21 protein-coding genes are annotated in these 24120 nt (G+C 55.6%); 13 read left to right on the top strand and 8 right to left on the bottom strand.

Annotation, left to right across the window (positions count from 1 at the left end; genetic code table 11):
• Positions 1-852, bottom strand: coding sequence for a peptidylprolyl isomerase (locus RSK20926_RS07670; RefSeq protein WP_008205599.1), 852 nt, complete (start codon positions 850-852; stop codon positions 1-3).
• Positions 853-1029: 177 nt separating this feature from the next.
• Between RSK20926_RS07670 and secA the strand changes: the two genes are divergently transcribed.
• The 3 genes from secA to RSK20926_RS07655 all read left to right on the top strand — a co-directional run bounded on the left by secA (position 1030) and on the right by RSK20926_RS07655 (position 6487).
• The gene (gene secA, locus RSK20926_RS07665) at positions 1030-3729 is read left to right on the top strand and encodes a preprotein translocase subunit SecA (RefSeq protein WP_008205598.1); all 2700 of its coding nucleotides are present in this window, start codon (positions 1030-1032) and stop codon (positions 3727-3729) included.
• A 223-nt stretch (positions 3730-3952) separates the two neighbouring features.
• Positions 3953-4906 carry a hypothetical protein gene (locus RSK20926_RS07660; RefSeq protein WP_037254322.1) on the top strand — a complete coding sequence of 318 codons (954 nt, stop codon included), beginning with the start codon at positions 3953-3955 and terminating at the stop codon, positions 4904-4906.
• A gap of 24 nt (positions 4907-4930) precedes the next feature.
• Positions 4931-6487, top strand: coding sequence for a phosphate ABC transporter substrate-binding/OmpA family protein (locus RSK20926_RS07655; protein WP_008205595.1), 1557 nt, complete (start codon positions 4931-4933; stop codon positions 6485-6487).
• 161 nt (positions 6488-6648) lie between these two features.
• On the opposite strand, the gene radC is transcribed toward RSK20926_RS07655, so the two are convergent.
• The 3 genes from radC to dnaK all read right to left on the bottom strand — a co-directional run bounded on the left by radC (position 6649) and on the right by dnaK (position 10740).
• Positions 6649-7425 carry a RadC family protein gene (gene radC / locus RSK20926_RS07650; RefSeq protein WP_008205594.1) on the bottom strand — a complete coding sequence of 259 codons (777 nt, stop codon included), beginning with the start codon at positions 7423-7425 and terminating at the stop codon, positions 6649-6651.
• Between the two features lie 157 nt (positions 7426-7582).
• Positions 7583-8740, bottom strand: a complete 1158-nt coding sequence (gene dnaJ / locus RSK20926_RS07645; RefSeq protein WP_008205593.1) for a molecular chaperone DnaJ — start codon at positions 8738-8740, stop codon at positions 7583-7585.
• Positions 8741-8817: 77 nt separating this feature from the next.
• Positions 8818-10740, bottom strand: coding sequence for a molecular chaperone DnaK (gene dnaK, locus RSK20926_RS07640; protein WP_008205591.1), 1923 nt, complete (start codon positions 10738-10740; stop codon positions 8818-8820).
• A gap of 211 nt (positions 10741-10951) precedes the next feature.
• Here dnaK and RSK20926_RS07635 point away from each other — a divergent pair, with 211 nt between their 5' ends.
• Both RSK20926_RS07635 and RSK20926_RS07630 read left to right on the top strand, forming a co-directional pair.
• Positions 10952-11554, top strand: a complete 603-nt coding sequence (locus tag RSK20926_RS07635) for an alpha-ketoglutarate-dependent dioxygenase AlkB family protein (RefSeq protein ID WP_037254411.1) — start codon at positions 10952-10954, stop codon at positions 11552-11554.
• Complete coding sequence (locus RSK20926_RS07630; protein ID WP_008205588.1) at positions 11551-11823, top strand: hypothetical protein; 273 nt, start codon at positions 11551-11553, stop codon at positions 11821-11823. The genes RSK20926_RS07635 and RSK20926_RS07630 overlap by 4 nt, the downstream gene beginning before the upstream one ends.
• Here RSK20926_RS07630 and RSK20926_RS07625 read toward each other — a convergent pair.
• Positions 11820-12641, bottom strand: coding sequence for an ABC transporter permease (locus RSK20926_RS07625; protein ID WP_008205587.1), 822 nt, complete (start codon positions 12639-12641; stop codon positions 11820-11822). The two genes, RSK20926_RS07630 and RSK20926_RS07625, sit on opposite strands and share 4 nt — an antisense overlap.
• A 135-nt stretch (positions 12642-12776) precedes the next feature.
• Here RSK20926_RS07625 and cysQ point away from each other — a divergent pair, with 135 nt between their 5' ends.
• The 8 genes from cysQ to RSK20926_RS07585 all read left to right on the top strand — a co-directional run bounded on the left by cysQ (position 12777) and on the right by RSK20926_RS07585 (position 21886).
• Positions 12777-13574, top strand: a complete 798-nt coding sequence (gene cysQ / locus RSK20926_RS07620) for a 3'(2'),5'-bisphosphate nucleotidase CysQ (RefSeq protein ID WP_008205586.1) — start codon at positions 12777-12779, stop codon at positions 13572-13574.
• Positions 13574-14374 carry a 3-deoxy-manno-octulosonate cytidylyltransferase gene (locus RSK20926_RS07615; RefSeq protein WP_008205584.1) on the top strand — a complete coding sequence of 267 codons (801 nt, stop codon included), beginning with the start codon at positions 13574-13576 and terminating at the stop codon, positions 14372-14374. The genes cysQ and RSK20926_RS07615 overlap by 1 nt, the downstream gene beginning before the upstream one ends.
• A gap of 229 nt (positions 14375-14603) precedes the next feature.
• Entirely contained in the window at positions 14604-15497 is an 894-nt protein-coding gene (galU, locus tag RSK20926_RS07610; RefSeq protein WP_008205582.1) for a UTP--glucose-1-phosphate uridylyltransferase GalU, read from the top strand.
• 51 nt (positions 15498-15548) lie between these two features.
• Entirely contained in the window at positions 15549-16532 is a 984-nt protein-coding gene (galE, locus tag RSK20926_RS07605) for a UDP-glucose 4-epimerase GalE (RefSeq protein WP_008205580.1), read from the top strand.
• Positions 16533-16534: 2 nt separating this feature from the next.
• A complete protein-coding gene (locus tag RSK20926_RS07600) occupies positions 16535-17575 on the top strand; it encodes a glycosyltransferase family 2 protein (protein ID WP_008205578.1) in 1041 nt (346 codons plus the stop codon).
• A 190-nt stretch (positions 17576-17765) separates the two neighbouring features.
• Positions 17766-18752 carry a glycosyltransferase family 2 protein gene (locus RSK20926_RS07595; protein WP_008205576.1) on the top strand — a complete coding sequence of 329 codons (987 nt, stop codon included), beginning with the start codon at positions 17766-17768 and terminating at the stop codon, positions 18750-18752.
• The gene (locus RSK20926_RS07590; RefSeq protein ID WP_008205574.1) at positions 18749-20452 is read left to right on the top strand and encodes a DUF5927 domain-containing protein; all 1704 of its coding nucleotides are present in this window, start codon (positions 18749-18751) and stop codon (positions 20450-20452) included. The genes RSK20926_RS07595 and RSK20926_RS07590 overlap by 4 nt, the downstream gene beginning before the upstream one ends.
• A gap of 3 nt (positions 20453-20455) precedes the next feature.
• Positions 20456-21886: a sulfotransferase family 2 domain-containing protein gene (locus RSK20926_RS07585; RefSeq protein ID WP_008205573.1), complete on the top strand. Its 1431-nt coding sequence runs from the start codon at positions 20456-20458 to the stop codon at positions 21884-21886.
• A 59-nt stretch (positions 21887-21945) separates the two neighbouring features.
• Here RSK20926_RS07585 and RSK20926_RS07580 read toward each other — a convergent pair whose 3' ends face one another.
• The 3 genes from RSK20926_RS07580 to lptB form a co-directional block, all read right to left on the bottom strand.
• Positions 21946-22410, bottom strand: coding sequence for a PTS sugar transporter subunit IIA (locus RSK20926_RS07580; RefSeq protein ID WP_008205572.1), 465 nt, complete (start codon positions 22408-22410; stop codon positions 21946-21948).
• A 47-nt stretch (positions 22411-22457) separates the two neighbouring features.
• On the bottom strand, positions 22458-23027 hold the full coding sequence (gene hpf / locus RSK20926_RS07575) for a ribosome hibernation-promoting factor, HPF/YfiA family (protein WP_008205571.1): 570 nt from the start codon (positions 23025-23027) through the stop codon (positions 22458-22460).
• Between the two features lie 317 nt (positions 23028-23344).
• Entirely contained in the window at positions 23345-24106 is a 762-nt protein-coding gene (lptB, locus tag RSK20926_RS07570) for an LPS export ABC transporter ATP-binding protein (protein ID WP_008205567.1), read from the bottom strand.
• Positions 24107-24120: the final 14 nt, after the last annotated feature.

Here is a 24120-nt window from a genome sequence, read left to right as displayed (position 1 = left end):
TTAGTTCCTAACCAGGCTCAGATCGCGCAGAATCGCCGGATCAAAGTCCTCTATTTCAGGGCGGTCGATTTCTGCAGCGGAGGTCAAAGCACTAATACGCGCTTCGATGGCTTCGTTCTGCAGCTCCTGAACCAGCTGACCGCGTGCTTCTTCAAAAGAAGGCGCAGCGGTTTTGCGGCGCTCTTTCAGCATAATAACATGCCAGCCAAATTGAGTTTGAACCGGTTCTGAAACTTCGCCTGAGCGCATTTCCAGCACCGCTTCTTCGAATTCGGGGACCATACGACCCTGGGTGAACCAGCCAAGGTCGCCGCCGTTTGGTCCGGAAGGGCCAGTTGAATACTCTTTGGCAAGGACAGCGAAATCGGCTCCGGCGTCTAATTCCTGTTTGATGTCCAGCGCGGTTTCCTCGCTTTCGACAAGGATATGAGAGGCATGAAATTCGTCCCCGCCGTCCCCGCTGGAGTATTTTTTCTCATAGGCAGCACGCAGGGCTTCGTCGGTGGTGGCACTGCGCATGACCCGCCCAATCACGTTGGCGGCCAGTTGTGCTCTGCTTTCGTTGTCCAGCGCCAGCTGCACATCATGCGGCACTTCGCCGTTCAACTCCTGTTTCAGCGCCGTTTGCTGTACCAACTGGTCAAGGATGGCGTTGAACAGAACATCGTCCGGCAGCTGTTTATACTGTTCGGGCAGGTTTTCGCGGGACATAATCATGTGACCCAATGTGATCGCTTCGCCATTTACGGTTGCAATTACGGTATTGGCATGTGGCGACGCCACGAGTGGCAAGGGCAGGGCCAGGCCAGCAGCCAAAAGGGCTCCTTGCAAAAAAGTGAGACCTTTGCGCATTGAATTCTTCCTTTCCCGAGCCGCATAGGGGAGGCGGCGTTGACACTTATTTTCCTGACCCTTACATCCCCAAGAGGCCTGGGGCAGGATCGCCGTTCCCCCATTGTTTATGGGTTGCGAGCTGGGCGGGCAAGCCTGCCCGATCACTGGGCCAATAAGAGGATTGTTGGAGAGCACATGCTGGGTATCGGAACACTCGCCAAAAAGGTTTTCGGAACGCCGAATGACCGCAAAATCAAGGCGACACGGCCGTTGGTTGCAAAAATCAACGCGCTGGAAGAGACATTCGGCAAGCTCAGCGATGAAGGTCTGATAGAGAAGACAGAAGAGCTGCGCCAAAGAGCCCTGGGCGGCGAGAGTCTGGATATCCTGCTGCCCGAAGCCTTTGCCAATGTGCGCGAAGGCGCGCGGCGCGCCTTGGGCCTGCGTGCCTTTGATACACAGCTCATGGGCGGCATCTTTCTGCATCAAGGCAATATTTCAGAGATGAAAACCGGTGAGGGTAAAACCCTTGTTGCGACCTTCCCGGCCTATCTGAATGCGCTGTCAGGCAAGGGCGTTCACGTGGTGACCGTGAATGAATACCTGGCCAAACGCGATGCGGAATGGATGGGTAAGGTCTTTGCCGCTCTTGGTATGACGACCGGGGTGATCTGGGCTGGTCAGCCCGACGATGAAAAAATGGCCGCTTACCAAAGCGACATCACTTATGCCACCAACAATGAACTAGGCTTTGACTATCTTCGCGATAACATGAAGCCCAGCCTGGACCAGGTGTTCCAGAAGCAGCACAACTTTGCCATTGTGGATGAGGTCGACTCGATCCTCATCGATGAAGCGCGAACTCCGCTGATCATCTCTGGTCCGGCGGAAGACCGATCCGAGCTTTATGTCGCCATCGACAAGATGATCCCGTTCCTGGCGGAAGAGCATTACGAGATCGACGAAAAGACCCGTAGCGTGACCTTCACTGAAGACGGCAACGACTTCCTTGAGCAAAAGCTGCTGGAGCAGGGCCTTCTGCAGGAAGGCGCCTCGCTCTATGATCCGGAAAGCACCACAGTTGTTCACCACGTGAACCAGGCCTTGCGGGCCCATAAACTGTTCCAGCGCGACAAGGACTATATTGTCCGCGATGGCGAGGTCATGCTGATCGATGAGTTCACCGGTCGCATGATGGCAGGCCGACGCCTCTCTGACGGCTTGCACCAGGCGATTGAAGCCAAGGAAGAGGTGAACATTCAGCCGGAAAACACCACCCTGGCCTCGGTGACGTTCCAGAACTATTTCCGCCTGTACAACACACTTTCAGGCATGACTGGCACGGCTCTGACCGAAGCAGAAGAATTTGCAGAGATCTATGGGCTGGGTGTTGTCGAAGTTCCAACCAACCGGCCAATCGCCCGTGTGGATGAGGACGACAAGGTTTACCGAACCGCTGCGGAAAAATACCAGGCCATGGTCAAAGCCACCCAGATTGCCCATGATAAAGGGCAGCCGGTTTTGCTGGGTACCACCTCGATCGAGAAATCCGAGCTGCTTAGCCAATTGCTGCAACAGGCTGGCATCAAACATAATGTGTTGAACGCCCGTCACCACGAGCAAGAAGCTCAGATCGTTGCGGATGCCGGCCGTCTGGGTGCCGTTACCATCGCGACCAACATGGCGGGCCGTGGAACCGATATCAAACTGGGTGGCAACGTCGAGTTCAAGGTGATGGAAGCAATTGCTGCTGACCCCGAAGCCGACCATGGTGAGTTGCGCGCACGGATTGAAGCCGAACACGCAAAGGACGAAGAGGCGGTCAAAAAGGCTGGCGGTCTCTACGTCATGGCCTCGGAGCGCCACGAAAGCCGTCGTATCGATAACCAGCTTCGCGGACGTTCGGGGCGTCAGGGCGATCCCGGCCGCACCAGCTTCTACCTCAGCCTCGAAGATGATCTGATGCGCATCTTTGGGTCCGAGCGCCTGGATAAGATCCTGTCGTCTCTGGGAATGAAAGAGGGTGAGGCGATCATTCACCCTTGGGTCAATAAATCCTTGGAACGTGCCCAGGCCAAGGTTGAGGGCCGTAACTTTGACATGCGTAAGCAGGTGTTGAAGTTCGACGATGTGATGAATGATCAGCGTAAGGTGATCTTTGGGCAGCGTCGCGAAATTATGGCAGCAGTTGAGATCGAAGAGATCGTGGCGGATATGCGTCATGAGGTCATCGACGAGCTGATCGACACATATATGCCGCCAAAAACCTATGCTGACCAATGGGACACTGAAGGCCTGCAGGCTGCTGTTCTGGAGAAGTTGAGCATTGAAGCACCAGTTGCCGAATGGGCGGCAGAAGAAGGCGTTGATGATGAGCAGATCAGCGAGCGCTTGGTTGCTGCTTCTGACCAGATGATGGCCGAGAAGACCGAAGCCTTTGGTGTGGAAAACATGCGCAACATCGAAAAACAGGTTTTGCTGCAGACCATTGACGAAAAATGGCGCGAGCATCTGCTGACACTGGAGCATCTGCGTTCCGTCGTTGGCTTCCGTGGCTATGCGCAGCGCGATCCGCTCAACGAGTACAAAAACGAGAGCTTCCAGCTGTTCGAAGGCCTGCTTGAGTCCCTGCGTGAAGCGGTGACACAGCAGCTAAGCCGGGTTCGCCCGATGACTGACGAAGAGCAACAACAGATGCTGATGGAAATGGCCGCACGTCAGGCCGCCATGCAGCAGGCTGCGCAGCAATCGATGGAGCCCGTCGGCAACCCGGAAGAAGCCGCTGACGGCTTTGTCGAAGATGATCCTTCGACCTGGGGAAACCCATCCCGCAATGACAAATGTCCCTGCGGTTCGGGCAAAAAGTTCAAACATTGCCACGGTCGTCTGGCCTAAGCTCATCAGAGCTTTTGCACCGCCCCAGGAGTTTACTTCTGGGGCGTTTTTTTTGGCTACTGCTGTTTCCAAACGGCCCTGCACGCCCTGCATTTGAGGCAAAACCGTGCCAAAATAGAGGGAATTGTCTGAATCTCTCCTGCCTCGGGTCATAAATAGGCCTGGTTTGCCCACTCAAATTCAGAGGTCCCGAATCCCTTTTGGGCAGTTTCTGGAGAGCGTCATGTTAAACAAACGTATGTTGATGCTAAGTGCAGCCACCGCAATCTGTGCTCTGAGCTTGGGGTTTGTGATGCAGCCCGACAGTGCACCCTCGGGCGGAGGCGCATACGAGGAAGAACATCTGGCAGAGTTGACACCAGAAACACCTGGGGAGCTGGATTTGTCACTGACCAATATCAGTTTGACCTCTGCTTTGCCGCAACTTGAAGGCCCTAGCAAACCTGTGTCCCCCTCGATTGCCTCCCGCGCTGAGGTGCAGCTGGGTTGTGAAATGGCGGCCGAAGCTGTTGCCTTGCCCGGGGCCATGGTCTCTTTGCAGATCACAGCTCCCTGTTTGCGCGATGAGAGGGTCACCATCCATCACCAGGGCATGATGTTCACGGAAACCCTGGATGGTCTGGGGGCGCTTGATCTTCAGGTGCCGGCTTTGGCACGCACTGCGGTATTCATCGTGGACGCGCGCAGCCGGGATAGCGCAGAGGCTGAAGGCAGTGGAGCTGTCTCGGGTGGCGCTCTTGCTGTTGTGGACGTGCCTGATCTGGATCAGGTCGATCGGGTGGTCCTGCAATGGCGCGGAAACAGTGGTTTTGAAGTTCATGCGCGGGAATTTGGTGCAAACTACAACGAAGAGGGGCATCTGTGGCGAGAGGCTCCCGATCATGGACTGGGGCAGGTCTTGATGCTGGGCGATCCCGACCAACTGTCACCACGTTTGGTGGAAACCTATAGTTTCCTGCGCAATGGAGAAACTCCGGCCGGTGAGATCGAAATCAGTGTCGAAGCGCAGGTGACCGAGATCAACTGTGGCCGCGAAATCTCTGCCCAAAGCCTTCGCTTGACCGCTGGTCGTATCATTTCACGGGACCTTGTGCTGGAAATGCCTGATTGCTCGGCGACAGGTGACTTTCTGGTGTTGAATAATCTGGTGGAAAACCTGAAAATCGCCGCCAAGTGATTTACAGCGAATTCAGGGCGAAACATGATTGGTTTTCGTGCGGCGGTTAGCGCCGCACTTCTTCTTTTTGCAGGGGCAACGACGCTTAGCGCTCAGGATGTCACGCTTTCCTCACCGGATGGCGCCGTCGAGATTTCAGGCAATATCCTGGGATTTGACGGTGAGTTCTATCGCGTTGAAACCAAGTTCGGCGAACTGACGGTTGATGGCTCTGGTGTCAGCTGTGACGGGCCGGGATGTCCCAGTCTCTCAGACTTTGTCGCCGAGGTGACGCTGTCCGGCTCTTCCATGATGGCAGAAGTGCTCCTGCCTGCCCTGATCGAAGGCTTTGCTCTGCGCAATGGCTACCAGACACGACGGGAACTGCTGACCGAGGGGAGCTTTGAATACCAGCTCTTGCGGGAAGGTAATCGCCCTGCCGCACGTATCTCCTTTCTGGTCAGCAACACGGATGAGGGTTTTGCCGACCTCCTTGCGCAAGAGGCTGATATTGTCATGGCGCAGCGAGAGATCCGCCCGGCAGAGCGCAAATTGGCGCAGTTGGCAAACATGGGTGATATGACGGCAGCCTCGCGTAGCCGGGTTGTGGCGCTAGATGCTCTGGTCCCTGTTGTTTCACCAGACAATCCTGTGACCGCTATTTCTTTGCCGGAACTTGCGGATGTCTTTTCGGGAAAGATCCAAAACTGGCAGGCTTTGGGGGGAGAAAATGCGCCGATAGCCCTGCATTTGCCGGTTCCGGGCTCTGGTCTTACCCAAGCCTTTGAGGACAGGGTGCTTGGCTCGAACCGAGAGGTGCTTTCCCAGGAGATACGTCAGCATGAGCGTGTTGACGTTTTGGTTCGGCATGTGGCTACAGATCCCTTTGCCATTGGAATTGCCAGCTATGCGAAAACAGGCACTGCGCGCCCCTTGACGCTGACCGGAACCTGCGGGTTTTCGCTGCGCGCAAATAGGCGCTCCATCAAAACAGAGGACTATCCGCTGACAGCGCCTATGTTCCTCTACCTTCCCGAACGTCGCCTGCCCAAGGTTGCGCGGGATTTTTTGGCCTATGTCCGTGGGCCTGGCGCACAGATTGTGATCCGACGCGCGGGTTTTGTGGATCAGGCGCCTGAACGCATCAGTATGAATGCCCAGGGGGATCGGCTGAGCAATGCTATCCTGGCCTCTGGAAAGGACCTTGGGGTTGATGAATTGCAGCGCATGGTGCGGCAGCTGGCCAATCTGCAGCGTTTGACCACCTCATTTCGTTTCGAGACTGGCTCTGCGCGGCCCGATGCGCAGTCTCGCAGCAATATAGAACAGTTGGCGCGGGCTCTGGAGACGGGTCTATATGATGGGCGCAAGCTGGTTTTTGCAGGATTTTCAGATGGGGATGGGGCCGCTGCTGCCAATCGGAAGATTGCCCTGAAGCGGGCAACAGCGGTGCGTGATGCGGTCCTGGCGGCAGCAGAGCCGGAGAGTGCGGCGCGGGTGGTGATTGAGGTAGAGGCTTTTGGGGAAGCCCTGCCTATGGCCTGCGATAACAGCGCCTGGGGGCGCCAGGTGAACCGTCGCGTCGAGGTCTGGGTCAACTAGCCTGCAGCTGGTCAGGAGGCATGTCAGGGCTCTTGTATTGGAACTATTGCATGGTAGCGGGGGGCTCCCGCGCCTTTGGTGGATCATCAAAGATGAATTCCAAAGCCTTGGGCCCGGCGCCGCTGACGCGGCGCGGTCTGCCGTACCTTGAGGAGGTGAGTTCAGAGCAACCCTTCGCTGCGAAAACTCAGTTCAGCAGAGCTGCCAATGATCAAATGATCATGCAGCGCAATGCCTAGCGGGTGGAGGGCGCGATGAATCCGATCGGTCATTTCGATATCTGACTGCGATGGGCTCGGATCCCCGGAGGGGTGATTGTGCACCAGAATCAGGGCGCAGGCATTGTGTTCAAGGGCGCGTTTGACCACCTCGCGGGGGTAGACCGGCACATGGTCAACCGTGCCCTCTGCCTGTTCTTCATCCGCGATCAGACGGTTCTTGCGATCCAGAAAGAGGATGCGGAATTGCTCTGTCTGACGATGTGCCATGGAGGTATGGCAATAATCTAACAGGGCTTCCCAGCTGGATATCACATGGCGCTGCATGACCTTTGCGCGGGCCATGCGGTGGGCGGCTGCTTCGAGGATCTTGAGATCCGTAATGACGGCTTCGCCTACACCACGCACCTGCGCCAGTCGTTCTGGCTGCGCCGCGACCACGCGGCCAATGTCACCAAAGCAATCCAATAACCTGCGCGCCAGAGGTTTTACATCTTGCCGAGGGATAGAGCGAAAAAGCACCAGTTCCAGAAGCTCATAATCAGGCATCGCATCGGCCCCACCATCGCGAAAACGCTGACGCAATCGGGTCCGGTGATCTTTGATGTAAGAGGGCAGTCGCGGTCCGGAAAGAGGGGTGGAAGGGGCTTCGTCAGGATCCAGAATGTCCTCAGGGAAGAGCGGGAGGGAGGCCTCCTCGAACTTGTCATGCCGTGTCATGCGAAGCCCCTTGCTGTAAGCCGCCGCAGAGGGAAATACGGCAAGCCTTGGGTAGGTTAAGGGTAGTGCTAGAGCGCAACAGGGCAAAAGAAAAACGCCCCATAGGGGGCGCTTTTAACGGTGTGATTTTGGTAAGGGGTTGAAAATTAAGGAAAGGTTAACTTTTCATCCCATCCCAGAAGCTCTTGACCGAGGAAAAAAAGCTGCGGCTTTCCGGGTTGTTGGCCTCTTCCGAAAGATCCTCAAACTCGCGTAGCAACTCTTTCTGGCGTGAGGTCAGATTGACAGGTGTTTCCACCGCCAGTTCGATGAACATGTCACCTACGCCACCCCCGCGCAATGCGGGCATCCCTTTGCTGCGCAGACGCATCTGGCGGCCAGACTGGCTGCCTTCAGGGATCTGAACGCGGCCACGTCCGCCATCAATTGTCGGCACCTCAATAGCGCCCCCAAGAGCAGCCTTGGCCATGGAGACCGGCACACGGCAATAGAGGTTATTGCCTTCGCGCTCAAAGAGATCATGGGCCTCGACTTCTACAAAGATATAGAGGTCACCCGGAGGGCCGCCACGCAGACCCGCCTCCCCCTCGCCAGCCAGGCGAATACGGGTTCCGGTTTCTACCCCTGCCGGGATGTTCACCGAGAGAGAGCGATCTTTTTCCACACGGCCATGGCCATGGCAGCTTTTGCATGGGTTCTTGATGATCTGGCCCAGGCCCGAACATGTGGGGCAGGTGCGTTCAACGGTAAAGAAGCCTTGCTGTGCCCGTACCTTGCCCATACCGGAACAGGTCGGGCAGGTTGTTGGCTCGACGCCGCCTTCCGCACCGGAGCCGTCACAGGAGGAGCAGGAGACCGAGGTTGGTACCTTGATGGTCTTGTGCATGCCCGCAAAGGCCTCTTCCAAAGAGACACGCAGGTTATAGCGCAGATCGGCACCACGGGTCGCCCGTTGACGCCCGCCAGCCCCACCACGGCCGCCCATGAAGTCCCCGAAAAGATCGTCGAAGACGTCTGAGAAGGCCGAAGAGAAATCTCCTCCGCCGGCACCCATACCACCGGGGCCACGTCCGCCGCCGCCCATGCCGTTTTCAAAGGCGGCATGACCAAAGCGGTCATAGGCCGCCTTTTTCTCAGCGTCTTTTAGAACGTCATAGGCCTCATTGGCCTCTTTGAACTGTGCCTCGGCGTCCGGATTATCGGAGTTCCGGTCCGGGTGCAGTTCCTTGGCCTTCTTGCGAAAGCCCTTTTTGATCTCATCAGCGCTGGCCCCTTTGGCCACGCCAAGAACATCATAATAGTCGCGTTTTGACATCGGTTTACCCCTTCTGCCTCAACGAAAACGAGCCGGTCCGAGGTCCGGACCGGCTCGCCGCGGCCAATAGTCAGACCTTAGCGTTTGTCGCCGTCGAGGTCTTCGAACTCAGCGTCAACGATGTCGTCATCCGCAGAGTCTGCACCCGCATCCGCTGCAGCAGGCTCTTCTTCGCCTGCTTCTTCCTGGCTGGCCTTGTAGATGGCTTCGCCCAGACGCATGGAGGCCTCGGTCACGTTCTGAATGCCGGACTTGAGTTTCTCGGCTGTGGCCTTTTCGTCTTCCAGATCGTCGCGCAGTGCCGCCAGAGCCAGCTCGATGGCTTCGACAGTGGATGGGTCCACCTTGTCGCCGTGCTCTTCGATGTGCTTCTCGGTCGAGTGGATCAGGCTTTCGGCCTGGTTCCGCGCTTCGATCAGCTCGCGGCGTTCCTTATCCGCTTCGGCGTTGTCTTCCGCGTCCTTGACCATTTTTTCGATGTCATCATCGGAAAGACCGCCAGAGGCCTGGATGGTGATCTGCTGCTCCTTGCCGGTCGCCTTGTCTTTGGCGCCGACCGACACGATACCGTTGGCGTCGATGTCAAAGGTCACTTCGATCTGCGGCATGCCACGTGGTGCAGGTGGGATGTCTTCGAGGTTGAACTGGCCCAGCATCTTGTTGTCAGCCGCCATTTCACGCTCACCCTGGAACACGCGGATGGTCACGGCGTTCTGGTTGTCTTCCGCGGTTGAGAAGACCTGAGACTTCTTGGTTGGAATGGTGGTGTTGCGGTCGATCAGGCGGGTGAAGACGCCACCCAGGGTTTCGATACCCAGGGACAGCGGGGTCACGTCGAGAAGAACAACGTCTTTCACGTCGCCCTGCAGAACGCCGGCCTGGATGGCCGCACCCATGGCAACAACCTCATCCGGGTTCACACCCTTGTGGGGTTCTTTGCCGAAGAATTTGGTGACCTCTTCGATGACCTTTGGCATCCGGGTCATACCGCCAACCAGAACCACTTCATCGATGTCGGAAGCGGAGAGACCAGCATCTTTCAGAGCAGCGGCACAGGGCTTCATCGAGGCTTTGATCAGGTCGTTGACCAGGCTTTCCAGCTTGGCGCGGGTCAGCTTCATCACCATGTGCAGCGGCTGGCCCGAGGAGGGGTCCATCGAGATGAACGGCTGGTTGATCTCGGTCTGCGAGGTGGAGGAAAGCTCGATCTTGGCTTTTTCAGCGGCTTCTTTCAGACGCTGCAGTGCCATCTTGTCTTTGGACAGATCGACGCCGTTTTCCTTTTTGAACTCATCCGCGAGGTAGTTGACGATGCGCATGTCAAAGTCTTCACCACCAAGGAAGGTGTCGCCATTGGTGGATTTCACTTCGAAGAGGCCGTCGTCGATTTCCAGGATGGTCACGTCGAAGGTACCACCACCAAGGTCATAAACCGCGATGGTCTGGGTGTCTTCTTTGTCGAGGCCATAGGCCAGCGCAGCCGCGGTGGGCTCGTTGATGATGCGCAGCACTTCGAGGCCAGCGATCTTGCCGGCGTCTTTGGTGGCCTGACGCTGGGCGTCGTTGAAATAGGCTGGAACGGTGATGACCGCCTGGGTGACTTCCTCGCCGAGGTAGCTCTCAGCGGTCTCTTTCATCTTGCCCAGCGTGAAAGCAGAGATCTGCGATGGGGAGTATTTCTCACCCTTGGCTTCGACCCATGCGTCGCCATTGCCGCCATTGACGATGGCAAAGGGCACCATCTTCTTGTCTTTGGCAACCGCAGGATCGTCATTGCGGCGGCCGATCAGGCGCTTGACGCCGAAGACTGTGTTGTCTGGGTTGGTAACGGCCTGACGTTTGGCAGGCTGACCCACAAGGCGCTCTTCATCGGTGAAGGCGACGATGGAAGGGGTGGTGCGTGCGCCCTCGGCGTTTTCAATAACGCGGGGCTGCGAGCCGTCCATGATGGCGACACAGGAGTTGGTTGTACCGAGGTCGATACCGATAACTTTGCTCATTTTCGATCCCTTTTACTCTTCAAGGCGATTACTCGCGGCCTGAACCCGTTTTGGCATCCTGGCCCCGATGGCTTTGCAAAGAGGACTGCACCTCTTGCTTCCCGGCGTATATAGGGAGCAGACATTGCCCCTGCAAGCGTCTGAACGCCCCCTAAAATGCGTTTCGGTGCGCTTTTTTGCAGGTAAGATGGTTAAGATGGAGCTAATCCGCATGAGCCTGCTGAGATTGCGCGGTTTTGAAATTCACAAGGGCTATCTAGAGCCATCGCAACAGCGGCAGCTGATTGATGCCCTGCGCCCGATTCTGAAGGCTGCGCCGCTGTTCTCACCCGAGGTGCCGGGCGGGGGCAAAATGTCGGTCAGGATGACTTCTGCGGGCCAATTTGGCTGGTTCTCCGATGCCTCTGGGTATCGTTACGCGCCGGAGCATCCGCGCGGCAGTGCCTGGCCCGAGATTCCGGGTGAAATCCTGACCCTTTGGCGCGATCTTACCGGACTTGAGCGCAGACCAGATTGCTGCCTGCTGAATTACTATGGTGAAGGCGCCAAGATGGGGTTGCACCAGGACAAGGATGAGGCAGACTTTTCCTATCCGGTGGTTTCAATATCTCTGGGAGATGATGGGTTGTTCCGGATTGGCGGCGCACAGCGCGGTGGCAAGACGGAATCGATCTGGCTCAACTCCGGTGATGTGGTTGTCATGGGGGGCGAGGCGCGGCTGACCTATCACGGGGTGGACCGGATCCGCTACAAATCGTCTCGCCTTTTGCCCAAGGGCGGGCGGATCAATCTGACGTTGAGGGTGGTGACATGACGGAAGTGGAATATCGAAGGAAGGATTTGCCTTCTCCGGATGATCGACAGGCTGTTTTGGCTTTTGCAAAACAGTTCAATGCCTACCGGTATCACGGTTCGTTAAGCGCAGCTTTTGACGCCGCAGAGGCCAGCCGACGGGAAACAGTGTTGGAGTTGAGAACGGAGCTCTTCATTGCTTATAGAACTGCCAACCATCAGGGCGCAGGTGGATTGGAGGAAGTCTACCGCGGCTTGCTACCCTGCTTCGAAAAGCTTGCTTTGGACTAGCGTCGGGCGCTCCAGCTGATGGAGGCATGGCGCCGGGTGTAAAACTCACCCATCAGGCCGAGCATGATCAAGGCAATCGCCACCCAAAGCGCATAGCCCCAATTGCTGTGATGTGGGTTGTAATTGATAAAGGCAAAGCCGCGCGCTTGGTCGATGCAATGGAACAGCGGGTTCCAGTCAAACATTTTGAGCATGAAAGGCGGCAGGGTGTTGGCAAGGAACATCTTGCCCGAAGCAATCATATTGGCGCGTTGGTAAACTGTGGTCAGAATACCAACAAAGCCTGGCGCCCAGGGTTTCATCACCAGAAAAACAAGGCCAACAGCTGCACCGGTCAACCATGCTAGCAGGACCATCCCATAGGCAGCGATTGGTTCTTCGATCAGGAGCGGCGTATAGGCCACGTGATAGATAAACAGGATGATGATGAGCGAGAGGGTTTGAATGTAAAGGGACCCAAGCGCGGCCGAGAGGATCGCAACCATCGTATTCATCGGCGCGTGTTGCATCATTGGGCTGGCAGGGCCCTCGGCACCGGCAACAGCGCCTACGGTTTTGGTATGGGTCAGGAACAAGAAGATGCCTGACATCACGTAGAGCAAAAAGTCACCTCGAATGGCCGCGCCGCGCATGCCCAGGATCAGGAACATCGCATAAAACAAGGCGACAAAAACCATCGCCTGCATGATATTGATCAAAAGCGCCAGTAAGGCATTGCTATGTTTCGAGCGAACGCTGCGCACAACAGAATGGAAAACAACCTCCAGCAGAGAGATTGCGCCAAATACCCAGGACTGTTCGGTGCGTCTTTGAAACATGGGGCCTGCGAAGTGCTCTTTTTTACCCAAAAGGTTAGGTGATTAGTCGAATAGGCTTCTTGTCGAAGCTCTTGGCAGTCACCATAAGAGGGGGGAAGCAAATTTTCAATTAACCCTTTGGGCAGGAGAGCAGTCTTGACCTATGAAGAACTGGTTCCAGTGATCCGGCGCCTGGCGATCGAAGCTGGTGCAAAGATCATGGAGATCTACAATTCAGATGATTTTGCCGTGAAGGTTAAGTCAGATGATAGCCCGGTAACGGAAGCAGATGAGGCAGCGGACGCGCTGATTTCAGCCGGGCTGCGTGCGGTTTTTCCGGATGTATTGCTGGTCACAGAAGAACAGGCGGCTTCGCATGAAATCAAGGGGGACACCTTCTTGATCGTGGACCCGCTGGACGGCACCAAAGAGTTCATTCACCGACGTGGTGATTTCACCGTCAACATCGCTTTGGTGGAAAAAGGTGAGCCCACCCGCGGCGTTGTCTACGCGCCTGCACGCCAGCGCATGTTCTTTACCCAGGCGGATGGATCCTCTGTTGAAGAGACCGGAAGTTTTGACCCCGATACGCTTGGTGAGCTGAAGCCGATCCAAGTCGCGCAGAGTGACAACGAGGCCTTGATGGTTGTTGCGTCCAAATCCCACCGGGATCAGGCGACCGATGACTACATTGGAAAGTACAAGGTCAAGGACAGCAAAAGCGCTGGATCTTCCTTGAAGTTCTGCCTTGTGGCCACCGGTGAGGCAGATATCTACCCGCGTGTCGGACGCACAATGGAGTGGGATACGGCTGCCGGTCACGCAGTTTTGACGGGAGCTGGCGGAAAAGTGGTGCGCTTTGATGACCATTCTGCGCTGCTTTATGGCAAAGAAGGATACGCCAACCCATTTTTCATTGCCTGTGCTCCTGGCGTTGACCTGAAAGAAGCTTGATGTCTGTTCTGCTTGTTATTCCTGCGCGCTATGCCTCCAGCCGGTATCCCGGCAAGCCGCTTGCCGAACTGACCGGAGCCACCGGTGAAAAGCGCACGCTGATTGAAAGATCCTGGCGGGCGGCTTGCAAGGTTCAGGGTATTGATCGCGTTGTCGTGGCGACAGATGATGATCGGATCAAAGAAGCTGCCGAAGCCTTTGGCGCTGAAGTTGTGATGACATCGGAGAGTTGCGGAAACGGAACCGAGCGTTGCGCTGAGGCGCATCAGGTGCTTGGCGGTGGCTATGACATCGTGGTCAATCTGCAGGGTGACGCGCCACTGACGCCACATTGGTTCATTGAAGACCTGGTGAGTGCTTTGCGTGAAGCGCCCGAGATGGGGCTGGCAACCCCTGTGTTGCAATGTGATGGTGCCGCGCTCAACAGCTTGTTGACCGATCGCAAAGAGGGGCGCGTTGGTGGTACAACAGCGGTCTTTGGTACTGGCGGGCGGGCGCTTTACTTTTCCAAAGAGGTCATCCCTTTCTGCTCGGAACGCTTCGCGGATGATGCGTCGACTCCCGTTTTTCACCACGTGGGGGTCTATGCTTACCGACCAGATGCACTCGCGGCCTATTCAGATTGGGAAGTGGGGCCTTTGGAGCAATTGGAAGGGTTGGAGCAGCTACGATTCCTGGAAAATGGGCGCAATGTACTCTGCGTCGAGGTCGCCGCACAGGGGCGCGAGTTCTGGGAACTGAACAATCCAGAAGATGTGGGGAAAATAGAAGCGATGATGTCAAAAATGGGAGAGGCCTGACATTTCTGCATGAAAATAATCCTTTGTGCAGCAGTACCTCTTCTTTTTGCCACTTTGAAGATAAGTGGAAACAAACCTATCATTGGTAATGAAGCGGGATGCCTTAGAATCGGCGTTTTCTTCGGTACATTGCTAATTCTTAGGTGAGAAGCTGCTCTGATTGATTTGCAGCGATGGTATTTGTGAGTGTGGATCTGTTGGTCCTTTGAGCTAAAGAAACGAGAAGCGGATGCGCAGAAAAGTAACCAAGGCGATTTTTCCAGTTGCGGGTTTGGGGACCCGTTTCCTCCCGGCGACGAAATCGGTTCCCAAGGAAATCATGACCTTGGTGGATCGCCCGCTGGTACAATATGCTATCGATGAGGCCCGCGAGGCGGGTATCAAGGAATTCATCTTTGTGACCTCGCGCGGCAAGGGCGCGCTTGAGGACTATTTTGACCATGCCCCGGTTCTGGAACAGGAGCTGCGCAAAAAGGGCAAGGATGAGCTGCTTGAGGTTTTGAAAAAGACAACCATGGATTCCGGCGCCATTGCCTATGTGCGTCAGCACAAGGCCCTGGGTCTTGGCCATGCGGTCTGGTGCGCGCGGCGTCTGATCGCCGATGAACCCTTTGCGGTTATTCTGCCCGATGATGTGATCGCGGCGGAGACGCCCTGTCTCAAGCAGATGGTTGAGGCCTACGGGGAGACCGGCGGCAATATGGTTGCGGCCATGGAAGTGGCGCCAGCGCAGACCTCCTCTTATGGGGTGCTGGATGTCAAGGAAGACCGCGGCCAGGTGGTTCTGGCCAATGGTATGGTGGAAAAACCCAAGATGGAGGAAGCACCCTCCAATCTGGCGGTGATCGGCCGCTATATCCTGGAGCCCTCGGTGCTGCGCAATCTTCAGAAGATGAAACAGGGCACCGGTGGGGAAATCCAGCTGACGGATGCCATTGCCGAGGACATCACCCAAGGGGTGCCTGTCTCAGGTTTCCGCTTCCAGGGGCAGCGCTTTGACTGTGGCTCCAAGGCGGGTTTCCTGCAAGCCACCGTCGCCTTTGCCCTCTCCCGCAGCGACCTGCGAGATGATCTCCTGTCTTTCTTGCATGAGGTCACATCGGTTGACAAAGCTGCGCAATAGTTCTTTTTGACCTGAAACCGGCCGCATGGCCTTCAGCAGGTGAATTGAAACGTGTCAAATGTGCTTGTAACCGGCGGTGCTGGCTATATCGGGTCCCATGCTTGCAAAGCCTTGAAGACTTCGGGCTTTACGCCCGTGACCTATGACAGCTTGGTGACCGGCTGGCGTGATGCGGTTAAATTCGGCCCCTTTGAGCAGGGGGATCTGCGAGATCGGGCCAGGCTGGATGAAGTATTTGCCCAGTATCAGCCAATAGCTGTGATGCATTTTGCTGCGCTTAGCCAGGTTGGTGAGGCGATGAATGAGCCGGGCCTTTACTGGGGCAACAACGCAGGCGGTTCGCTGTGTTTGCTAGAAGCAGCAGCTGCTGTGGGGTGCTTGGATTTTGTCTTTTCCTCCACCTGCGCCACCTATGGCGAGCATGACAATATCGTCTTGGATGAAGATGCGCCTCAGCTACCGCTCAATGCCTATGGCGCCTCTAAACGCGCGGTTGAGGATATGCTGAGAGATTTTGGTGCCGCGCATGGGTTGCGCTCGGTGATCTTTCGCTACTTCAATGTTGCGGGGGCAGATCCCGAGGCCGAGGTGGGCGAGTTTCACCGACCTGAAACCCATCTTGTCCCTCTGGTCTTGGATGCGATTGATGGAAAGCGTGATGCTTTGACCATCTTTGGTACGGATTATGATACGCCTGATGGGACCTGCATTCGCGACTATGTGCATGTCTGCGATCTGGTTGATGCACATGTGCTTGGCCTGAAGTGGCTCCAGGATGGCAAGGGCAGTCGCGTGTTCAATCTGGGAACCGGCAGCGGTTTTTCTGTCCGTGAAGTTATGCAAAGAGCCGAAGAGGTGACGGGTACCCCGGTGCCCTGCAACGAAGGCCCGCGTCGAGCGGGAGATTGTACCAAATTGGTGTCCGGTTCGGTCAGAGCTCTGAATGAGTTGGGCTGGGCGCCTCAGCGCTCTGACCTGCAGACCATGATTGCAGATGCCTGGAAATGGCACAAACTGGGCCAGTACGAGGCCTGAGCATGGTCCATTTCGCCGCGCCTGATCCGCCGCTGCAAGGCCTGACCGGGGCCTACAAGCTGCGGTGGAAGCGTCGGCAGCTGCTGTGGCGCGCCCTGCGAGCCAGAAGTCAGCTTCGCAATATGGCGGACCGGACGGCGCAGATCCCGAATGACCCAATTCTGTGCTTTGCCACCGTGCGCAACGAGATGGGGCGCTTGCCGTTTTACCTAGAGCACTACCGCCGGGCGGGGGTGTCGCATTTCTTTTTTGTGGACAATGCCAGCACTGATGGCACCGCCGCCTATCTTGCGACGCAGCCGGATGTCTCTTTGTGGCATACGGAGGCCAGCTACCGAGAGTCCCGATTTGGTGTTGATTGGCTGACCTGGTTGCAGATCCGCTATGGCCATGGCGTCTGGTCCCTGACAGCGGATGCCGATGAAATCCTGACCTATCCACATTCGGACAGCCGTAGCTTGCGGGATCTGACGCGCTGGCTGGATCAGCAAGGAGCGGCCTCCTTTGGAGCGATGATGCTGGATATGTACCCGAAAGGGCCGCTTGGCACGCAGGTCGCGGTTCCGGGCGCAAACCCGTTTGAGACCCTCAGCTGGTTTGATGCCGAAGGGTACACTTGGGAGTATCTAGGTAAGTTCGAGCAGGTCTCGATCCGCGGCGGGCCGCGCAAAAGGGTATTTTTCCAGGAAAACCCTGATTATGCGCCGCATCTGCACAAGGTGCCGCTGGTGCGCTGGAACCGGCGCTACGCCTATGTCAGCTCGACTCACACGGTTCTGCCGCGAAAGCTGAATGCGGTATTTGATGCCCGGCTGAACCGGCCCACCGGAGTTCTGCTGCACAGCAAGTTCCTGGATGGGGTCGTCAGCAAGTCAGCTGAGGAAAAGCAGCGCAGGCAGCATTTCACTCATAGCGAACGCTATGACACATACTACGACGCCCTGATTGCCAACCCGGATCTGTGGTGCGCGGGTTCCGTCCGCTATGAGGGCTGGCGGCAATTGGAGCGGCTGGGGCTGATGTCCCGGGGCGGCTGGCAGTAGCGCCAAGCCGCAAAGGCAGGTGTTGCAACCTGACCTGAGCGGGGCGCAACCGTTTCTAAATCCGTTGTTTATATGAATTTAACATGACATATTGCGTTGGATGATCCCGGTGCTCTGACCGGGGCTGATTGCACAGCATTCTGCTCTCAAGTGTGATGGGGTTCGAGTGAGTCTTTGGGATTCTTATCGTATGCGGCTCCGCCGAAAGCGGCGGCTGATCCGGGCTGTGCGCAAATCTTCTGAGCTGCAGTCTGTGCAGGATAATACCTGCAACATACGCCCCGGTCATGTACTGCTAGTCTCCACGATGCGGAATGAACAGATCCGATTGCCTTACTTTCTGGAGTACTATCGCAATCTTGGGGTGGATCACTTCCTTTTTGTCGACAATGGGTCCAAAGATGGGACAGCTGATTACCTAGCGGGAATGTCAGATGTGTCGCTGTGGCATACAAATTCCAGCTACAAGAGTGCGCATTTTGGCGTGGACTGGATGAACTATCTGAAGCGACGCTATGCCCATGGTCACTGGGTATTGGTTGTCGACCCGGATGAGTTCTTTATCTATCCCTTTTGCGATACGCGTCCAATCCAGGCATTGACAGATTGGCTGGACAGTTCAGCGATCCGTAGTTTTGCAGCCATGCTGATTGATGTTTACCCCAAAGGACGGATCGACGAAGTGGCATATCAAGCGGGGCAGGACCCTCTTGAGATTGCCAATTGGTTTGACAGCGGAAACTACTCCATCAGTAAGAACCCAGCCTATGGCAATCTCTGGATACAGGGCGGACCTCGGAGCCGGGTGTTCTTTGCGGAGACACCTAAGAAAGCGCCTGCTCTCAACAAGATACCTTTGGTAAAGTGGAACCGGCACTATACCTTTATCAGTTCCACCCACTCACTGCTTCCTCGTGGTCTGAATCAGGTCTACGAAACAAAAGGCGGTGAGAAGGCAAGTGGCGCCCTGCTGCATACGAAGTTCCTGGATACCCTGACTGCCAAGGCCCAGGAGGAGGTCACCAGAGGGGAGCACTACGCAGCCTCGCGGGAGTATCTGGCCTATGACAAGGCAATGAAAGAACACCCGCAACTTTGGTGCAAGTGGAGCGAGAAATACATCAACTGGCGCCAATTGGAGATTTTGGGTCTGATGTCAAAGGGGAACTGGGCATGAACCCAGTTGGCATCATAATGTTGGTTCATACCGCGCTGGAAAGGGCGGAGCAGGTTGCAAGACATTGGACCGCAAGTGGCTGTCCTGTGGTTCTTCATGTTGATCAGAATGTTGATACTGCAACCTTCCGGACTTTTCGCAAGGCGCTGGAAGATGATCCCCTGATCCGTTTCTGTAAACGTCACCGTTGCGAATGGGGGACCTGGGGTATTGTTGCGGCTTCGCAATCTGCTTCCACGCTAATGCTCGCCCAATTTCCAGAAGTCCGCCACGTCTATCTGTCATCCGGGTCCTGCTTGCCGCTAAGGCCCATCCATGAGTTGGTCGACTATCTGAATCAGCGCCCTCGGACGGATTTCATCGAAAGCGCTACCACTGCAGATGTGCCGTGGATTGTTGGCGGATTGGATGTAGAGCGCTTTACCCTGTATTTTCCCTTTTCCTGGAAAAAGCGCCGGTTTCTGTTTGATCGCTATGTGGATTTGCAGCGCAGGTTGCGGATCAAGCGAAGGATCCCACAGGGCCTGGTTCCCCATATGGGCAGCCAATGGTGGTGTCTTACGCGGCAGACACTGTCGGCGATATTGGAAGATCCGGAACGCCCAACCTATGATCGCTATTTTCAAAAGGTCTGGATTCCTGATGAGAGTTATTACCAGACCTTGGTCCGGCAATACTCCACCAGTATTGAAAGCCGCTCTCTGACGCTGTCCAAATTCGATTTCCAGGGTAAACCGCATGTCTTTTATGACGACCACCTACAGCTGTTGCGGCGGTCTGACTGCTTTGTTGCCCGCAAGATTTGGCCGCAGGCAAATCGTTTGTATCAGGCCTTCCTGACTGACCCGGCCAGTGCCATGAAACGAACGGAACCCAATCCAGGAAAAATTGACCGGGTTTTCACCAAAGCCGTAGAGCGGCGGACAATTGGCCGACCCGGGCTCTATATGCAGAGCCGCTTTCCGGGGCGCTGGGCGGTGAATGCGATTTCCGCCAAACCCTATTCGGTTTTTCAGGGCTTTGCTGAGCTGTTTGAGGACTTCGAGCCTTGGCTTGCAAGAACCAGCGGCACAAGGGTGCATGGCCATCTTTTTGATCCGGAACGCGTTGAATTCGCTGACGGTGAAACACTGATAAATGGTGCCCTGACGGATAGCGCCGCTCTAAGAGATTACAACGCAGAGAGCTTTCTGAATAACCTGCTTTGGAGTTGTCGCAGCGAACGCCAGTGTTTTCAGTTTGGTCCGGGGGACAATCAGGCAATTCAGAAGTTTCTGATACGCGACCCGAATGCACAGATATCAGTAATCAGCGGAGCCTGGGCAGTTCCTCTGTTTCGTTCAAATCAAAACTTTTCCGACCTGCGAAGAGAAGCGGCCAGATTGCAGCAGATCGAGGCGGCTTTTCTCACCAAGCTACGTGCACAAGAAACCAAAGCGCGGGTTAGAATTTGGACAATGGCAGAGTTCATCGAAGCGCCGATGGAAGCTTTGCAATCCATTCTCGAAGAGTTGGGCCCAATGGCGCCGCGGCATTTGGGTGAAGCCCCAAAAATGAGTGAACTTGAAGGGTTTGGCCAGTTTTTGCAAAACCTCAAAAATCAGGGCATGCACCCCTATTTGATGGGGGATTTCCCGGTGGAACCTGGTCCAACGCATGTGCCAAAACCACCTAGAAAACCCTATCTGGTTCGAAAGTAGCCTATGTCAGAACAGTTCGATTATTTTGTGGTCTTTGCTGAAATGCGCACAGGATCCAATTTTTTGGAAAGCAACCTGAATGCCTTTGCAGGATTGGCATGCTACGGAGAGGCGTTTAACCCTTATTTTATTGGGTTCCCCAACAAGGATGACTTATTGGGAGTGACCCAGGAGCAGAGAGAGGCTGATCCCTTTGCGGTGATCCGGAAAGTGCAGGAGGCAGCCGGCGTTCTGGGGGGCTTTCGCTATTTCCATGACCATGACCCGCGCGTTCTGGATGAGATCCTTCAAAACGAACGTTGCGCCAAGATCATCCTCACGCGGAATCCGCTGGAGAGTTATATTTCCTGGAAAATCGCGCAGGCGACGGGACAGTGGAAACTGACCAATATCAAAAAGCGCAAAGAAGCCTTGGCGCATTTTGATGAAAAAGAATTTGCCCAGCATGTCGAGGCCCTACAGGCCTTTCAGATGACCTTGCTTGCCGGATTGCAGAAATCCGGACAGACGGCGTTCTATCTCGCCTACGAGGACCTGAAGGATTTGCAGGTCATGAATGGCCTGGCCAAGTGGCTTGGCGTTACAGAGCCGCTAGAGGCCCTGGATGACCGTCTAAAGCGGCAAAACCCGGCACCGATAGAGGCCAAGGTTGAAAACCCCGAGATTCTCGAGCGGGCTCTCTCCGGGCGTGATCAGTTCAATCTCAGCAGGACGCCCAATTTTGAACCTCGCAGGGGGGCGGCGGTTCCGGGCTATGTCGCGGGCGCAAAGACGCCGCTACTGTACCTGCCGGTCAGGGGTGGCCCTGTCGAGGAAATCAAAACCTGGATGGCTGCCCTCGATAGCGTTTCGGTGGAAGACCTGATTGGCAATATGAAGCAAAAGCAGCTGCGCCAATGGAAGCGTGGCAATCCGGGCTTTCGCAGTTTCACGGTCCTGCGTCATCCAGCCCTGCGCGTGCATGAGGTCTTCTGCAACCGTATTCTAAGCAATGGACGGCAAAGCTATGGCGCGATCCGGAGCACCCTGATGCGACGTTTCAAATTGCCTTTGCCCCCAAATGGACCAGATGAAAGCTATGGGCTGGACCAGCACCGGGCAGCATTTACCGCTTTTCTGGATTTCCTGCAAAGCAATCTGGCGGAGCAAACCTCTGTTCGGATTGATGCGGAATGGGCAAGCCAGTCTCAGATACTCAGCGGCTTTGCCGAGGTGAGCAGCCCTGACCTCATCCTGCGAGAAGACGAAATCGCGCTGGATTTGCCTGCGCTGGCCCAAAAAATGGGATGCCAGAATGCGGTAGCCCCGCTACCCGCTCTGATGCGCTCACCCTTTGCTCTGTCCGAGATCTGGAACGAAGATCTGGAGAAAAGCGTCGCTTCTCTTTACCAGCGGGACTATATCGGTTTTGGCTTCAAGCCTTGGAATGGCTAGCCAAGGCCAAGTAGCGAAAGCAGGCCCAGATGGCGACCTGATGTTGGATTGGTTATGGGTTAGGCGGCTTTGATGGGCTGATCTTCGGTCAGAATCGTAAACAGCGTCGCCGGGTCATGGTTGGCGCGCAGCTTTGTGCAGAAACTCTGCTCGCGCAGGGTACGAGAGATCAGAGCCAACGCTTTGAGATGCTCTACACCGGCATCTTCGGGTGCAAATAGCGAAAACGCTATATCGACGGGCTGTCGGTCTACAGATTCGAAATCAAGTGGCTTTTCCAGGATCAGGAAAACGCCGCAGACTTCTTCGAGAGAATCGAGCCGCGCATGGGGCAGGGCCACACCATGACCGACCCCCGTAGGGCCAAGGCTCTCCCGATCAAGAAGAGCCTCAACCGTGGTCTGGCTGGGCAGACCGTAAGACGTTTGTGCGACCTCGGCAATTTCCTGAAATAGCCGCTTTTTGCTCGAAACAGCGCCGATTACCCGAACCGCTTGCGGTTTGAGAATGCTAGAGATCTGCATCGTTTCTGCTCCGTTCGGATGCCGAGGTGCACCCTGTTTAACAGGACCTAAACCGCAGGATCAATCCAGCCGATGTTGCCATCTTCACGCCGGTAAACCACGTTCAATCCATCTTTGCCTTCATTGCGGAAGACCAAAACCGGAGCGCCTGCCAGTTCCATCTGCATCACTGCTTCACCAACAGAGAGCGAAGGAATTCGCGTCTCCATTTCAGCAACGATGATGGGCTGCAGGCTTTCGGGCTCGGCCGCGTTATCCGCATCGTCCGAGGCGAGGATATAAGAATTTGCACCGAGGATTTCAACCGGTTCGCTACGCTCTCTGTGATGATCTTTCAATCGGCGCTTGTAACGGCGCAGCTGCTTTTCCATTTTCTCGCAGCAGCCTTCAAAAGCGGCATAGATTTCAGTGTCATGGGCCTTCGCCTGAGCGGTCAGCCCAGTGGACAGATGCACTGTGGTTTCACAGACATATTCATGCGCGGACCGGGAAAAGACGACATTTGCATCGGTTGGGCGCTCTGCATATTTTGCGACGACGCTCCCCAGCTCGGTTTGAACATGGGTTTGCAATGCTTCACCAATGTCGATCTGTTTACCGCTGATTTTATAACGCATGTGATCTCCTTCACAAATTTCCACCCAAAACACCCCCAGGATATGGGCCTGGAGGTTGTCGTCAGTTCTGGGTTCGGGGATAGGGCATAGCAATTGGCTGCAGCAGAGAGAGTCTTGGGGTCAAGACCATTTTGCTGCCTGCGTCGAACTGCATGTTTGCCATGTCCCAATTCCATGACAACTTCCAGGGAGAGTCAATGGTGATCGGGAAAATTTGAAAGAGGAAACTGGGTGAATTGGCGAAAAACAGCTCTAGAAAAGTTGCTTTTCGCAGACATGTTTCATCATCCCTGGGTTGTATGGTGGGCGAGGGTAACTTAAGAAATCTTAAAGTTATCACCCAGATAGACGCGCCTCACATTCTCATTCTCGACAACCTCTTCGGGGCTGCCAGACATGAGAACTTGACCATCGTGCAGAATATAGGCGCGATCAACGATTTCCAGGGTTTCGCGTACATTGTGATCGGTGATCAAAACACCGATGCCGCGGGTTTTGAGGTCAGCCACAAGATGGCGTATGTCACCAACAGAGATCGGATCGACCCCGGCAAAGGGTTCATCCAGAAGCAGATACTTGGGGTCGGCAGCCAGGCAGCGGGCAATCTCTACCCGGCGACGTTCACCGCCGGAAAGCGCGAGCGCCGGGGCACGTCGAAGATGTTCAATGGAAAAGTCCGAAAGCAGCTCTTCAAGGCGCTCTCGGCGCTTGTGATCGTGCTTCTCGGCAATATCAAGAACAGCAAGAATGTTATCCTCGACCGAAAGCCCACGGAAAATCGACATTTCCTGTGGTAGATACCCAATCCCAAGACGGGCACGGCGATACATCGGAAGCGTGGTGACGTCTTGTCCATCTATGCTGACTTTACCCGCCTCAGGGAAAATCAATCCTGCGATGGCATAGAAGCTTGTGGTTTTTCCGGACCCATTCGGCCCCAGCAGGGCGACTGCCTCACCGCGATCCAGCGTCATAGAGACCTCTCGGATCACAACTTTCTTGCGATAGCTTTTGCGCAGTTTTTCAATGCGAAGACCAGAGGAGCCCTGGGTCAGCTTTAGATCGGGTTTTGGCGCCATGAATCCTGCAAGCC

Source organism: Roseobacter sp. SK209-2-6, assembly GCF_000169455.1.
Lineage (GTDB): Bacteria > Pseudomonadota > Alphaproteobacteria > Rhodobacterales > Rhodobacteraceae > Pseudophaeobacter.
This window is presented reverse-complemented; position numbering and strand designations above follow the sequence as displayed.